This is a genomic window from Paenibacillus sp. FSL R7-0204 (assembly GCF_038002225.1).
GTDB lineage: Bacteria > Bacillota > Bacilli > Paenibacillales > Paenibacillaceae > Paenibacillus_AQ.
Map to the genome: position 1 here is coordinate 5,863,399 of NZ_JBBOCA010000001.1, position 15,778 is coordinate 5,879,176.

A 15,778-nucleotide genomic window follows, 5' to 3' on the forward strand; every position below is an offset into this window, starting at 1 on the left:
GCTTTTGGGTCAGCTTCAACCCCGCGGCTTCCCCACAGAGTCCCGGTGGACGATATCAGCGGAGATCAGAATTTTCTCCAGCGGTGCAGCGGAATTCTGGATACGGTTCAGCAGCTTCTCGACAGCAGCACGGCCCATAGCTTCCTTAGGCACATGAACGGTTGTAAGCGGCGTAACCCCCCGCAGGGAATCCTCGATATTGTCAAAGCCAGTGACCGAAATATCAGCGGGAATACCAAGCCCGGCTTCCCGCAGTACTTCACTGACATCGAGGGCTGTGAAGTCGTTCGCACACACAATTGCCGTAGGCAGGGTATCCGATTCTTTCCGGGTGGCTACCCAGCGTCTGAATTCGTCGCGGAGCATTTGGTCATCCATTCCCTCCAGCAGCAGTTCGTCACCTATGGCCGGGACCATCAGATGATTCTCCTCCAGGGCGCGGCGGAACCCGATCCAGCGGTCACGGAAGCTGCGGGAGTAACGGATATTGCCGATAAAGTGAAATAGAGTATGTCCGGTGCCTATCAGATGATTGACGAGCCGGGTCATGGAATCGATGTTATTCGCAAATATAGTATCACATGGAATTAAAGCATCCTCATGATCGATCATGATCAGGGGAAGCCCGATCCGGTGCACTTCGAGCAGCAGTGAGGTGGAAATCTGCCCTACTCCGATCAGACCGAGCAGGCCGTCAGGATTGAGGACATTAACGAAATTATCAGCCCGGTGCTCTGAAATGATCACCATGCCCAGCCCCTCCTGATCCAGCGCCAGCGCAATGCCATCGACGATTTTGCCCCAATATAGTGAATCTTGGGTCTGAGAACGGATATTGGGCATCAGCACCAGCACGGATTGCTTATTGCGGTCTTGCTCTCCCGTCAAGGAACGGCGCTTCGGACTTTGTACATAGGCGTTTTTTTGGGTGAAATATCCCAGCTGAGAAGCAGCTTGAATCACCCGCTCCCGGGTGGTCTCATTGACCCCCTCCTTGCCGGAGAGCGATTTGGATACGACGAACTTGGAGACCCCAAGATGATCGGCTATTTTTTGCATCGTTACTTTTTTGGCCACAACAATACCTCCAGAATTTGATCTTGCTTAGTGTACAGAGTCCGGTGGTTACGGAGCAGACTGCTGACTCATACGCACTTCCTTCCATTTCGCATTCAACTGGTCAAAGGACTTCTGCAGATCCGGTGCGGCGAGCACATCCTGAATATAATCGCCCGACCAGAAGCTCAGCTTCGTCCGGTTCGCCAGATCAATGAACGCATCCGTCTGCACCGTAGCCTCAATCAGCTTCGGGTGGTAAGAGAGGAACTCACTATATTGCTGTAAAGCGGGTTCATCCGAACCCTTCACCGGAAGAAACCCCCAATCTTTGGCATACGAAGTTTCTGTGATGAAATACTGAAGCCATGCCATCGCAAGCTCTTTATGACGGCTGAATCTGCTAACCCCCATGAACCAGTCGGGATTGAGTGCCGCATAATGAGCCTTACCGTTGTCATATGGAAAAGGGAAGAAGCCTATATCCTCCGGCGAAGCGCCGGCATCCATAATCTGCCGGATGGTCCAGTTCCCCTGCAGATACATGCCGGCCTCTCCTTTGGCAAGCCTGGATTTGGAGATCTCCCAGCTGTTGGAGAATAACTGCTCCTCAACATAACCCTTGGCCATCATCGTTCTGGCAATCCCCAGAGCCCGCCCCCATTCGTTACCGATCTGCCAGGGGCTGTCCTCATGAACCATATCATTCAAATAATCGGGGTTCCCCGTCATATAATTAACCAGATTATTGCCCCACTCCCGCAGCGGCCAGACAGCCCCGTAATTCATATACAGCGGGATGATGCCCGCCTGCTTCAGCTTGGCACAGGCCGCGTAGAATTCATCAAGCGTCTGCGGCACCTGTTCAATTCCCGCCCGCTCAAAAGCCTTCTTGTTGTATACTATCCCGCTCGTGGTGTTGCCTGTAGACAGCCCGTATCGCTTGCCGTCAAAGGTTGCAAAGGTCGTGAACCGCTCCTGCGCCGCCAATTCCCCACTCAGCGGCTCGAAGAAAAGCTCCAGCTCCTTCGCAGGCAGATTGACCGGAAGCAACAGGACATCCCCAGTATCCTTGGTGGACAAGCGGACCAGGATATCCGTCGCATAGCTGGACAGCCCCTCAAATTCCACATGAGCTTCAGGATACCGCTTCCTGAATTCCTCCGCATAGCCCTTAAATGTTCCATTCTCAATCAGGTCAATCCGGTTCGTCAGCATCACGATCGTACCGGACAGCTCAGAAGGCGCTTCCTCTCCGGCAGAGGCTGCCGGGGCCGGGGCCAGCCCCCTGCCGCTCCGGCTGTCACAGCCGGTTGACAGCAGCAAGAGCAGCAGCACAGCATACACCGGAAAGCGTACAATCATCCGTTTCAAGCCCATTCCTCCTCAAGGGGTCTCCCCTTCAATTACGGGAGTAATTCCCGGCAGCGGCAATGACAAGATTACATCCGTACCCTCGCCAGGCTTACTGAACACCTCAATCCCATAGGCCGGCCCGTAATGAAGCTGAAGGCGCTGGTGTACATTTGCCATGCCAATCCCTCCATTAATGCTCTTCTTCGGAGGGGCTTCATGCCGAAGTCTCTCCCTCAGCTTATCCAGCGTAACCTGATTCATTCCGCAGCCGTCATCACGGATATGGAACAGAAGCCTCTGCCCTATATACTCACACTTGATGCTCAGATGCATCCGGGTCTTGGTATCATCCAGCCCGTGATATGCAGCATTCTCAATAATCGGCTGAAAAACCAGCTTAATCATGGAATAGTTGTCAAGCGCCTCGGGAACATCAATCGTCAGCTCAAATCTGCCGGGATACCGGCTGCCCAGCAGCTCCACATAGTTGCGCACATACAGCAGCTCCTGCTTCATCGTCGCCCAGCTGGTCAAGTCACTGGTGCTGTAGCGGAGCAGCTTCCCCAGGATGGAGATCATGTCAGCGGCCTCCACATCATCATTAATCTCTGCGGTCATCCGGATAGTCTCAAGCGTATTGTAGATAAAATGCGGATTAATCTGGCTCTGAAGCGCCTGTAGCTCCGCCTCCTTCTTCTGTTCCTCAATCTGGTAAATATCCTGAATCAGTTGACGAATGCGGGCCAGCATACGGTTGAATTGATGCCCCAGGAGACCAATCTCGTCACGGCGTTTAATGCGGAAGGTCACATCGAGATCGCCGCCCTGCACTTTTTTCATCAGCTGGATCATTTGGGTCAGCGGCTTGGTCAGGGCAAACGACAGAAGGAGCGAGATGATCAGGGCCAGCACAATGATGATTAGAGTAGCGCCTATAGTCGCATTACGGGTCAGCTTCACTCCACGGGTCAATTCGTCCACCGGTATGGATATAATCACCTTCCAGTTCGTCTTGGTTGAGCTTGAATAGATATTAAGCCGGTCCTTGCCGGATACGGTATCATAAAAGCTCCCCGAGCTCCCTTCCGCAGCACGGAATAAGGAGGAGCGGGAAATATCCGCAGTCAGCAGCTTCTGCTCACTGTCGTAGATGACTTTGCCCGACTGATCCACAAGGATCGATTTCCCCCGGGTCACCTTGTCCAGCTCCGCCACCTGATTCTCCAGATTACTGAAGTTAGCCTCCACTGCAATCAGGCCGGCTGGCTTCCATAGCCCGTCCAGAATGGGACGCACCACCGTAAAGGCATAACGGGTACTCTGCAAATTGCTTGTATACGCCTGCGTTCCAAGCAGGGTCGCTTCTCCGCCGGAGCCTTTTACCTGCTCGCTCCAGAACCTGTAGCTCTGCTGCAGATCCAGCCGGATGCCCCCGTCCTTGGCAGAATAATAACCATTCCCGTAGGCATCAAAAATATAGACCGAGTTGGTTCCCCGCTTAATATTGTTAATAAATGAAATATTCTCTTCGATGCCCCGCTGAATGGACAGCAGGAGATCCAAATCGCCGGGAGCCACCTGAGCTGGGTCCTGCTTGCCTTCCATCATCTGCTTTTGCTCATAATAGCGGTTCGAGCGGATCAGGTTCTGCTTAATTTCATTGACGTAGGCAGGCATTGAAGAGATCCGTTTCATATCTTCTATATAATCATCGATGGAATCCATCATTTGATCAATCAGCTTCTCGGAATAGGCGATTGTATTCGCCTGGATGGATTCCGAATAGCTCTTGAAGCTGATCACACTGATGAATGACAGCGGGAGCGTAATAATGACCAGAAATACCAGGAACAGCTTGCGTTCCATGGACATATCCACGATATAAGACCACCAGTTGGAATTGCGTGCTGCTCTCATTCGGCCTTCTCCCTGATTCAAATTACATAACTAATCCAGCAAACAACAATAACAAAACCCTAACAAAAATATTATACGCATTTGCTTAAGGATGTTCAAGGAAGGAGGTACTGTCAGAAGAAAATAAGTTTCTATTTCTATTATATTTTCAAGTTCAATCTATTGAGACAGACCATCTAATGGATAAAATCACCCTGCGACTGAAGGAATCTGTTGCCTTCTCTCACCGGTCGCTTGTAAGGAGTAGTATTGTTGCACTTTTTACAGGATTCCTTAAAAAATGGTACTGGCTAAGCCAGCTGTGAAGCATGGGGCCCATCTCTCGGTGCAGCAATCCTAAACATCAACTAAAAAAGGGCGTCACGCAGCCAAATATCGGCTTGCGTGACGCCCTTGCTTCAGAGCCGGAACGATTCTGATGTTTATTTGATCGTAAACAGCGACAATTTGCTCTCCAGTTGTGTAGAAGCCCCTTGCAGCTTGTTCGACAAGGCTACGAGATGGTCACTGACATTCTGCTGCTCACTGCTGAGGGAGGCAACCTCTTCCGAGGTTGCCGAGGATTGCTGCGCTACCGCACTCACATTCCCCATAGCATCGGATAGCACGCCCTGTGAATGGTTCAGACTGTCGATGGCCCCTGTTACAGACTCCAGACTCGTAATGAAGTCCTCCATTTGACCCTTAACGGACACGAAGATCTCACTGGTACTCTTCACGGATACCATCTGCTCCTTGAACAGCGGAGCCACTTCAGACAGGACAGCAACCGTCTCATCCATCTCAGCTACGATCTTATCTGTAATTCCGGCGACCAGAGCAATGGATTGTTTGGATTGATCGGCAAGCTGCCGGACCTCCCCTGCGACTACCATGAAGCCACGTCCGGCTTCGCCTGCTCTCGCTGCTTCAATCGTTGCATTCAGAGACAAAATGTTCGTCTGCTGGGTAATATTCTTCATCACATCCAGCACCTTGATTACGGAATATACCGTTTCCTTGAGGTTATTGACTCTATCCACCAGGGCAGAGGTCATTTCACCTGTACGTCCGGTCTGATCCAGCAGCGCCTCCAGCTGTACAGCACCCTGTCCGCTGGCTTCCCCAACTCCACGCGCTGCCTGATCCATCTCAGAGTTAGCTGCAATGACACTCTGCATCTGCGTAGCAATCAGGTCTGTCAGCTCATTGCCGCGCTCGGCTTCCTGGGCCAGACTTCCGGCACCGCCGGCAATCTCTTCCGTGGCCGCAGCGATCTCCTTGGCGGAGATCGCCGTCTTGCGCGAGGCATCCCCCAGCTCACCCGCAGTCTCAAGGACTTCGCGGGCTGTATCTGTAGTCTGGGCTACCAGCTCAGTAATCTTACCCATCATCATATTAAAGGAAGCCGACAGCTGGCCGATCTCATCCTTCGAGACATACTGGGTACGGACACTCAGGTTACCTTCGGCTCCCTCCAGCATCAGGTCCTTCAAGCGTGCCAGCGGCTTGGCGATCATCTGAACCATCCAGAAGCCGACCACCATGGCAAGCAGGGCTGCTGCTCCGGCAGCAAGGAAGGTGGTAACCAGAATCGGCGTGGCAGCTTCAACCAGTTGTCCGGTAGGAACTACACCGGCAAGCTTCCAGTCTGCCTTCTGCATCGGGTTGTACACAGCAAGGATATTCTTGCCGTTCTCATCCTTCGCTTCCGTGCTGTCATTGTTCACCTTGCTGTCCTTGATGAAATTCAGTACGGTGGCTTTGCCGTCCTCTTCAGGCTGCGAGGATGCCACTACGATTCCATCCGGAGCAACCAGTTGAATCCGCGAGCCATCCCCAAGCTGCACACTCTTGAAGGCTTCTTCCAGGAGGGTGCTCTTAAGCTCCAGCATGACTACATAAGAGGCATTGGAGCCCAGATTCTTAAGCGTTCTGACCATGGCCAGGTTCTTGCCGCCGCTGCCTTCAACGGCTGTAGGGAACCAGTAGTTCTGGGCGGATTTGGCTTCTGACGTATAATAAGGCTCATAAGAGCTTGAATTCTTGACCACGGTCTTGTACCATTCCTTTGCTCTCACATCATCACCTGCAAGACCGGTGCTTCCGCTGGAGACGATCCCCATCTCAGGGTCCTCCGGAATGAGTGATATGGCGACGATATTAGCATCTGTTGTAGTCTGGCTGGACAGCTTCTTGCTGATTGCATCCGTAGCCACGAACTTGTCATAGCTGCTCTTCGCTGAGGACAGCTCTGTCAGATTCGCCTGCATCTGTGTATCAAAATATAACTGAAGCGCGAGACTCTCATACTGCTTCAAGGTAATATCCAGCTTCTCCGAGGTCTGAATAATCGTCTGCCGGTTGGCTTCAGACACATTCTCTTTAATTGTATTCTTCGCTTTGTTGTAAGACAGAAGTCCTAAGAACAGGACCACCACCACGATAGAAGATAAGAAGATAAGGAACAGCTTCACCCCCACGGATTTGGTCGGGTTCACCCTTTTCACCTGGCGTAGCGAGCCGTTCAATACTGTCTTGTAATTTCTCTTCTCTGCCGTAGTACTTGTTGTCTGTGAAGCTTCTGTCTTCTGGGCCTTAGCCTTTTGTGTGCTCTTTGGCTTTTTACTGTTTTTCGCCACTTTTACCCTACTCTCCTTCGTTTTATCTGTCTTGTTGTCCGGATTGGGAGCTCCCATAACCATCACCTGCCTATCGCCTAGAATGGAAGATATATGTAAGCGTTACCTGCCCTATATATCGGCACAAAGTCTCATTTTTCTTAGCATTATTTGCAAATTGCTTCAATACTCATATATTTTTGTCGAATTGCATAGGCAATTTGATACAAAACAACCCCGCAAAGTGGAGCTTTAGCTTCGATGTTTACTCAGATACTTTACGGGGGCCCCAAAATATCTCCTTTTTTAGCATGCAAAAAAAAGAAATGCCCTTGTGTAAACGGGCATTCCTTAGTTTGTAAAGCTATTATTTTCGCTTGCGCATCATATCGAAATAAGCAACAGGCTGATCTACCTTCATCCGCACACGCTGAAGCGGGTGACGGGCCACATCCAGCGGATTGCCGGCCTCGTCCCACAGCTCTCCAACGGTCTGCTTGAAGAAGGTGTCATCCGGGCCGAAGAACTCCACTTCCTGTCCCGGCTTGAAGTTATTGCGCTGCTGAACGAGCGCCATTCCGCTCTCTGCATCATACTCCAGCACCAGTCCCGCGAAATCATACGGAGCCGCCTTCTCTTCCGGTTCATAGATGTGGTCCTCATGGTCCGGTGTGTCGTAGAAGAAGCCCGTATTCAGCGGACGGTTAGCCGCCTTCTGCAGCTCCTCCAGCCATTCAGGCTTCAGCACATACCCTTCCGGGTCAGCCATGTAAGCATCAATGGCTTTACGGTAGGCATTCACTACGGTTGCCACATAGTGAATCGATTTCATCCGGCCCTCGATCTTGAAGCTGTCAATTCCGGCTTCGATCAGGTCGGGAATACTCTCCAGCATACACAGGTCTTTCGATCCCATTGTGAACGGGTTATCCTCGGGCTGATGCAGCGGCAGCTGGGTGATTCCGGGCTGTAAGGCCTGAGGTGCCTCAGCTTGCTCCTCTTCGGATACCCAGTTCCCTTCGGGACGGGCATCTTCGAACAGATCATACTTCCAGCGGCAGGATTGGCAGCAGCCTCCGCGGTTGGAGTCACGGTCGGTGAAGTGGTTGGATAACACACAACGTCCGGAGTACGAGGAGCACATCGCACCATGGATGAAGCTCTCGATCTCAATATCCACATGCTGCTTGATCTCGGCGATCTCCTCCAGGCTAGTCTCCCGGCCCAATACTACGCGCGGCAGACCTTCCTCCTTCCAATAAGACACTGCCTGCCAGTTGAGCGTGGACTGCTGAGTGCTTAGGTGCACCTCAAGACCCGGCACCAGGCGCAGGGCAGTATCGACAATCACCGGATCGGCTACGATAATCGCTGCAATTCCGGCCTCATATAAATTACGCAGGTATTCTTCAATCCCCGCGACATCTTCATTGTGAGCATAGATATTGGTGGCTACGAATACTTTGGCACCATATTTCTTGGCAAATTCAACACCCTCGCGCATTTCCTCGAAGGTAAAGTTATCCGCACCTGAGCGCAGGCCGTACTTTTGTCCTCCGATATAGACTGCATCCGCGCCATAATGCACGGCGAATTTTAATTTCTCTAAGTTTCCTGCCGGAGCCAGGAGCTCCGGTCTGTCCAGACGGTAACGCTTGCCCTTGAACTGGGGCTTGGTCATGGTTCCCATTCCTGTTCTCCTTTCTGTGTCTCATCTTCTGCAAGATTTTAAAGCTGACATCGGGTGGTACACGCCGCTGCGGTGAATTTGGACTTTCGGCCGCTGTTGTCTCCAGATGTTTAGAATTATTCCGCTTAGCGGATAACATCCGGAGACAAAGGCGGACGCTTCGCTCCTGCAGTTCCAAATTCCCCTCCGCTGCTGAACCCAATGATGATGGGATCAACCTTACAAGAGCTGAGACAAAACCTTTTATTTATATATTAATATACCTGCTCTTTGTAGAAGAAGCCGAACGACAGTTCACGCTCAGGGTCCTGCAAAGCCCGGACCTCCTCCAGCCAAGATTCCTCGAATGCATATTCAGCGGGATCAGCGGCGTAGACGTCCATAGCATGACGGTAAGCTTTAACGACAGCCACATTATAAGCCACCGGCTTCAGCAGTCCCTCGATCTTCAGGCTTTGTACGCCAGCTTTTAACAAGAAATGAAGATCCTCCAGAATGCAAATATCATCCGAGCTCATAATATGCGTGCCGTTCTCGTCTTCATAGATCGGGAACTTCTCATTCGGTCGCTCCGCTTCAATCAGGAACAGCCCGCGCTCCTTACCCAGGCTTCCGCCATCGCTTGGACGGCCCTGGTGGGACATATAGCTTGCAACCAGCTTGCGCTTGGAATGATAGATATTCGTCATGCCATGCACCTGGACCTGGGCTTCCACCTCAAGGTTAGGAACCATTTCGGTCATCTCATCCATATTGAGCTCACGGGCCAGAACGACCCGCGTGGCTCCCTTGCGGCCCCAGTAATTCGCTGTAGCATAGTTGGTCGAGGTCATTTCCGCATTCCAGTGCAGCTTCATTCCCGGCGCTTCGGCTTTGACGGCCGCCAGTACGGCGGGATCACCGAACTCTACCCCATCCACACCCAGCCCGCCGATCGCCTTCACATAAGCCGGAAGCTCCTCCAGCATCGTATTGGGAATCAATCCATTAATGCTAACATATACCTTACCGCCCCGGGCATGTGCCAGCTGAACTACTGCGGCGGTATCTTCAAGTGTAAAATGTCCGGCAAGACGCATACCAAAGCGGTCATCGCCGACCAGCAGCGCACTCGCTCCTGCATCCAGCAGCGCTGCCGCTTCTTCCAGAGAAGCCGCTGTCGCCAGCAGCTCCGGTGTGTTATTCATTGTGTTACCTCCTGTGCATTGCTCATCCTTACTATTGTAGCGGGTTCTTACGGATTTTGTTTGCTTTTTTGAATATTGGCTAAATGTTCCTTGTAGGTTCTGGCAAATAAATGTCCCTGTGAGCCGTCCTTCTTAGTCACATAGAAGAAATAATCGGAGATTTCCGGCGTCATAGCTGCTTCAATCGACGCCAGCCCGGGGCTGCTGATCGGTCCAGGCGGCAAGCCTGCCTGCTTATACGTATTATAAGGACTGTCTACCTTCAGATCCTTCTCATACAACCGCTCCTTCTGCTTGTCCAGCAAGTACTGCACGGTAGCGTCGATCTCCAGCTTCTGCCCCTTATCCAGCCGGTTATAGATAATACCGGCCACCAGCGGACGCTCCTTGTCTACTACCACCTCACGCTCCACCAGTGAAGCTACGGTCAGCAGCTCATGCAGGGAGAGCCCGCGGTTCGCCAGCTTCGCCTTCCACTCAGGAATCGTATCCAGCTTCTTCACCAGCTGCTCCAGCATCGCCCCGATGACTTCCTGCGGGGTGCTGTCCTTAGACAGTTCATAGGTTTCCGGGAAAAGATACCCCTCCAGCCGGTGGCGCAGCAGCGGATTGTCCGGAATCTCCAGCTTGCTTACGGCTTCCATGCCCTTACCGGAATCAATCAGCGCAAGGAAGACCTCCGGCTTCTGATTCCATGCAGCGGCCAGCTTCTGTGCCACCTGGACCGCAGTATACCCTTCAGGAATTGTAAAAGTAACGGTAGCTTCCTTCACCACATCTCCGGCATTCAACCGGCTGATCAGCGTATCGTAGGAGTCGCCGGGGCTTACCTGATACGTGCCGGCCTTGAAGCTGGAGCCTTCCTGGACCCATTTCAGATAGCCTTTGAAGAACAGGCTGTGCTTGATAATGCCCTCTTGCTCAAGCAGGTCGGCGATTTGCGAGCTTCCCATACCCTTCTCTATCGTAACCGTTACGGCCGGCCCTGCGGGCTTGACCGGCTGCATTCCATTCCAGATGTACCATGCTCCTCCTCCTGCAGCAGCTGCCAGGACCAGAATTAAGATAAGCACAGTGCGGATCACGGCTTTCAAATGTTACGCCTCACTTTCCGACTATAAAGTATAAAATTGTATTGTCCAAAATTCAACCTATTTTTATAGCATAAGCTTTTTTCAGGCAAACGGAAAGATTATTTCGCTGCTCATAAGCAAAAAGAGCGCGGAAAAATTCCGCCCTCTTCCGTATCTGCCATACATGAAGATGCTACAGACGCTTACTCGCTATCCGCAGGGAAGGTGAGCTCATCGTACAGCTCGGAAATATCCTCCCACTCTTCATCGTCCATAATGCTCTCCAGTTCCGGGAGTCCGTCCGGAGAAACTACGATGCGCAGAATTTCCTGCTCCGCAGCTCTTCCCGATCCGGCCAGAACGGCATAAGCACGGTCACCCACAGCAAATTCTGCAATAATATCGTAAACGGAAGACTTGCCCTGCTCATCCTCCAGTTCTACTGTTTCTCCATATACTTCCTTGAGCTTAGAAGTCCATACCGCTTGATCAGCGGAAAACTCAGTCATTCTCTGCTCCCCCATCCAGCTCGTCAACCAAAGTATTGAAGGTCTCCTCTACGATGGCCCACTCCTCGTCGTTCTCAATCATGAAGAGCTGCAGATCGTCGCCGTCTTCCTCGTAACGGAACGCGTAGACCTCATCTGTCTCCTCATCCTCGGAATCGAGCGGAACCACCATCATATACTTGGCATCCGATCCGTCCACTTCAAACTTCATGATGACCTCGAATTCCTCTTCATTACCTTCCTCATCGGGAATATAGATAATTTCCGGTTCCTCTTCTTGGCCGATCTGTTCGTTTGTCATATCCGCGCACCCCTCACCTTTTACTGTTAGCATCCAAAAAATTTTGCAAAATCAGCGCTGCGGCCATTTTGTCCACCAGCCCCTTGCGTTTCTTCCGGCTGACGTCCCCGTCTATCAGCACCCGCTCAGCAGATACCGTCGTCAGACGCTCATCCCAAAGGTGTACGGGTAAATCGAGTTGCTCCCGCAGCTTATCTGCGAATTCGATGCAAATTTCACCACGGGGTCCTACGGAGCCGTTCATGTTCTTCGGCAGCCCGACAACTATCTCGCCGATTTCGTGCTCCTTGACCAGTTCACGGATGCGGTCGAATTCATTGCCGTTGCCGCGCCGCTCAATGGTCTCCAGAGACTGTGCTGTCCATCCGAAAATATCGCTTGTGGCGACACCGATTCTGCGGTCGCCGTAATCCAGTCCCAGCTTCTTCATCATTTGGGCTGGTCCACCCGATGATTGGCCAGATAGAAACGAACCAGTTCTTCGATCAGCTCATCACGCTCTTTCCTCCGGACCAAACTTCTCGCATTGTTGTGGCGCGGAATGTAAGCCGGATCTCCTGAAAGAAGATACCCTACGATCTGATTGATCGGATGATATTCTTTCTCCACCAGCGCGTCGTACACGGCGAGCAGTATTTCCTGGGGAGAGGCTTCCTTTTCGTCGCCCTTCACATTGAATTTGACCGTTTTGTCCATGGAGTCCATGTGGTGACACCTTCCTTCTGCAAAATCACCCCTATTCGGGCGGCTTCGCAAAGTTGCTGCTGTACAGCTCACTTGCTGCCCTCATCATAACATATTCATGCCCCAACGAGGAAATCCTGCCATGGTTAAAGCGCTTTTTTTGGCATTTTGTCTACAAAAATAGATGTTTTTTTGGGTTTTAAGCTATTGCAAGCCATGGGTCAATAATGAATAACCCCAAAAAATATACATTGTGTGAATAAAGCAGCGGCACCGAGGAATTGCCCTCAGCACCGCTGCTTCCCAACCCTTGATAGAAATCCACAGTTTCTTACAGACAGGAATTACTGCATACTGCTTAAGCCAGTGCGGCTACCAGTTCCTCGGCCTTCTTCAGGGCTTCGCCCAGCTTGGAAGCGTCCTTGCCTCCGGCCTGCGCCATATCCGGACGTCCGCCGCCGCCGCCGCCGCAGACTGCTGCGATCTCCTTCACCAGCTTGCCGGCATGGAAGCCCTTCTTCACCAGCTCCTGAGGCACGGCTACCACGAAGTTCACCTTGTCATCCATTGCAGCACCGAGCACCAGGATGGCTTCTGGGAGCTTGGATTTCAGTTCGTCCGCTGTCGAGCGCAAAGCATCGATATTGCCGGCTTGCACAGAGACCGCAAGAAGCTGCGTTCCTCCGCCTACTGTGATTACACTGCTGGTCAGCTCTGCTGCGAAGGTTGCGCTCAGCTTGGACTGGAGCGATTCATTCTCACGGCCCAGCTCGCGTACCTGGGCATGCAGGGCTTCAATCCGCTTCGGCACATCGGTCAGCGAAGATTTGAGCAGGGCTGCCGATTGCTTCAGCAGGTCCAGCTGACTCTCCGTGAACTGATAGGCGTAACGGCCAGTCACAGCTTCAATCCGGCGCACCCCGGAACCGATGCCGCTCTCGCTGAGCAGCTTGAAGATTCCGATCTGCGCTGTATTAGACACATGGCATCCGCCGCACAACTCCAGGCTGTAATCGCCGACTTGAACGACACGGACAACATTGCCGTATTTCTCTCCGAAGAGGGCCATCGCTCCCATCGCTTTGGCTTCATCTATCGGCTTATTCTCAATGACTACAGGAAGGCTGCGCCAGATCTGGGCGTTTACCCGCTGCTCGATATCGCTGAGCTCCTCAGGAGTGATGGCTCCAAAATGCGAAAAGTCAAACCGCAGGCGTGAGCCTTCTACTAAAGAGCCTGCCTGATTCACATGACTGCCTAGCACTTCCTTCAGCGCCTTGTGCAGCAAGTGAGTGGCCGTATGGTTCTTCACGATATCCTCGCGCTCCGCCCGGTTCACTTCGGCACGGACGGTATCGCCGACCTTCAAATCGCCTGCTTCCACCGTAACCAGATGAACATGCTGGCCGTGCGGTGCTTTGAAGAGGCCGTTCACCTTAGCGGTCACCGATCCGCCGGTCAGAACGCCGGTATCGCTGACTTGGCCGCCGCTCTCCGCATAGAACGGTGTTGACTCTAGGATCACCTGGCACTCGGCGCCTTCGCTTACTGTATCCTGAAGCGCACCGTCTACCACAATCGCCAGGACCTTGGACTCTGTTACCGTGTCATTATATCCAACAAATTCACTTTTAACCGTCAGCTCGGCGAGCGCACCGCCCTGAATCTTCATGCTGGAGCTGTCCTGACGGGCAGCTCTCGCCCGGTCACGCTGCTCCTGCATCGCGGCATCGAAGCCGGCACGGTCTACGGCAAGCCCCTGCTCGGACGCGAAGTCCTCGGTCAGGTCAAACGGGAAGCCATACGTGTCATAGAGCTTGAATGCATCGGCACCGGCAATGGTGCTCAGGCCGTCTGCTTTGGCTTTGGCGCTGATCTCCCCGAGGATCGCCAGACCATCGGACAGCGTCTCGTGGAAGCGTTCCTCTTCCAGTCGGATGATTTTGGCGATATATTCACGGTTCTCGACCACGGAAGGATAATATACTCCCATAATCTCTCCAACCGTCTCAGTCAGCTCATGCAGGAACGGACGATCCAGTCCCAGCGTCTTGCCGTAGCGTACAGCACGGCGGAGCAGACGGCGGATAATATAGCCGCGTCCTTCATTGGAAGGAAGCACGCCGTCACCCACCGCAAATGTAACGGTACGTACATGGTCGGCAATGACTTTTAGCGCAATATCCTGTTCAACATTATCCTTGTAGGTTACCCCGGCAAGCCCGGCAGTCTTCTGGATAATCGGCTGGAACAGATCGGTATCGAAGTTGGAATCCACATCCTGGAGAATGGAAGCAAAGCGCTCCAGGCCTGCGCCGGTATCAATATTCTTATTGGGAAGCGGCGTATAGCTGCCATCCTTATTATGGTTGAACTGCGAGAATACGAGGTTCCAGACCTCCAGCCAGCGCTCATTCTCACCGCCCGGATACATCTCCGGATCACTCATATCACTGCCGTACGCTTCACCGCGGTCATAGAAAATCTCCGAGCACGGGCCGCACGGGCCTTCGCCGATATCCCAGAAGTTCTCGTCGCCCAGCTTGATGATGCGTTCTGCGGGCAGGCCGACCTTCTCATTCCACAGCTTGAACGCTTCTTCGTCCTCAGCATACACGGTCACGGAAATCCGGTCGCCGTCGAAGCCGATCCACTCCTTACCGGTCAGGAATTCCCAAGCCCAGGTGATGGCCTCTTCCTTAAAGTAATCGCCGATGGAGAAGTTGCCCAGCATCTCAAAGAATGTATGGTGGCGGCGCGTCTTGCCCACGTTCTCAATATCATTGGTGCGGATACATTTCTGCGAGTTGGTCAGGCGGGGATTCTCCGGAATCTCCCGTCCGTCGAAGTAGGCCTTCAGTGGCGCCATACCTGCGTTAATCCACAGCAGCGAGGGGTCATTGTGGGGGACGAGCGAGGCGCTCGGCTCAATACGGTGGTTCTTGCTCTCAAAAAACTGCAGCCATTTGGAACGGATTTCACTTGCTTTCATCATGTACAGCTCCCGTCTCTTCATTAAAATGCGGCACGCTGGCCGGAAAACACAATCTTGCCGTAACCGTTACACGAAAAATCAAAAACAAAAAACGCCCCTGAATATATATTCAGGGACGATGATTATCGCGGTACCACCCTGGTTATCGCCTTGATCCGTGAACCACGGACAACTGCAGACGATCGCCTTGTGCGGCTGTTAACGGGTGCCCCCGGCGGGATTGTCCCCGCACTCCGAAATTAGCTTTCGGCCGGTCTATCTCCCAGGTTCTCACACCCGATGCGGACCATCCGCAAAGGAACCTGTTCTCTGATGAAGCATTCTCCGGCGTACTTGTTTTCATCAACGCTTTGTCCGATTTGCTTTTTAACATTTCAAGTATAGCCAGCGGGTGGATATCTGTCAATCAA

12 protein-coding genes are annotated in these 15,778 nt (G+C 52.5%); all 12 read right to left on the reverse strand.

All coding sequences use genetic code 11. The features are described 5' to 3' along the window. Positions 1-15: 15 nt before the first annotated feature. Positions 16-1,077 (reverse strand): LacI family DNA-binding transcriptional regulator, encoded by a 1,062-nt coding sequence (locus MKX42_RS25590; RefSeq protein WP_340755623.1) that lies wholly within the window; start codon positions 1,075-1,077, stop codon positions 16-18. 48 nt (positions 1,078-1,125) lie between these two features. Then, positions 1,126-2,436, reverse strand: a complete 1,311-nt coding sequence (locus tag MKX42_RS25595; RefSeq protein ID WP_340755625.1) for an ABC transporter substrate-binding protein — start codon at positions 2,434-2,436, stop codon at positions 1,126-1,128. A 6-nt stretch (positions 2,437-2,442) separates the two neighbouring features. Beyond that, positions 2,443-4,329: a cache domain-containing sensor histidine kinase gene (locus MKX42_RS25600; protein WP_340755627.1), complete on the reverse strand. Its 1,887-nt coding sequence runs from the start codon at positions 4,327-4,329 to the stop codon at positions 2,443-2,445. A 422-nt stretch (positions 4,330-4,751) separates the two neighbouring features. After that, entirely contained in the window at positions 4,752-6,950 is a 2,199-nt protein-coding gene (locus tag MKX42_RS25605; protein WP_340755630.1) for a methyl-accepting chemotaxis protein, read from the reverse strand. 346 nt (positions 6,951-7,296) lie between these two features. Beyond that, positions 7,297-8,619: a peptidase U32 family protein gene (locus MKX42_RS25610; protein ID WP_036722597.1), complete on the reverse strand. Its 1,323-nt coding sequence runs from the start codon at positions 8,617-8,619 to the stop codon at positions 7,297-7,299. A 254-nt stretch (positions 8,620-8,873) separates the two neighbouring features. Next, on the reverse strand, positions 8,874-9,806 hold the full coding sequence (locus MKX42_RS25615) for a peptidase U32 family protein (RefSeq protein ID WP_340755632.1): 933 nt from the start codon (positions 9,804-9,806) through the stop codon (positions 8,874-8,876). 47 nt (positions 9,807-9,853) lie between these two features. Continuing rightward, the gene (gene mltG, locus MKX42_RS25620) at positions 9,854-10,900 is read right to left on the reverse strand and encodes an endolytic transglycosylase MltG (RefSeq protein ID WP_340755633.1); all 1,047 of its coding nucleotides are present in this window, start codon (positions 10,898-10,900) and stop codon (positions 9,854-9,856) included. 182 nt (positions 10,901-11,082) lie between these two features. Continuing rightward, complete coding sequence (locus MKX42_RS25625) at positions 11,083-11,388, reverse strand: DUF1292 domain-containing protein (protein ID WP_036722601.1); 306 nt, start codon at positions 11,386-11,388, stop codon at positions 11,083-11,085. Continuing rightward, a complete protein-coding gene (locus tag MKX42_RS25630) occupies positions 11,381-11,689 on the reverse strand; it encodes a DUF1292 domain-containing protein (protein WP_036696606.1) in 309 nt (102 codons plus the stop codon). Before MKX42_RS25630 ends, MKX42_RS25625 begins: the two co-directional genes overlap by 8 nt. A gap of 13 nt (positions 11,690-11,702) precedes the next feature. Continuing rightward, positions 11,703-12,119 (reverse strand): Holliday junction resolvase RuvX, encoded by a 417-nt coding sequence (gene ruvX, locus MKX42_RS25635; protein WP_340757813.1) that lies wholly within the window; start codon positions 12,117-12,119, stop codon positions 11,703-11,705. After that, on the reverse strand, positions 12,119-12,394 hold the full coding sequence (locus MKX42_RS25640; protein ID WP_036696603.1) for an IreB family regulatory phosphoprotein: 276 nt from the start codon (positions 12,392-12,394) through the stop codon (positions 12,119-12,121). Before MKX42_RS25640 ends, ruvX begins: the two co-directional genes overlap by 1 nt. A gap of 337 nt (positions 12,395-12,731) precedes the next feature. Next, on the reverse strand, positions 12,732-15,365 hold the full coding sequence (gene alaS, locus MKX42_RS25645; protein ID WP_340757814.1) for an alanine--tRNA ligase: 2,634 nt from the start codon (positions 15,363-15,365) through the stop codon (positions 12,732-12,734). Positions 15,366-15,778: the final 413 nt, after the last annotated feature.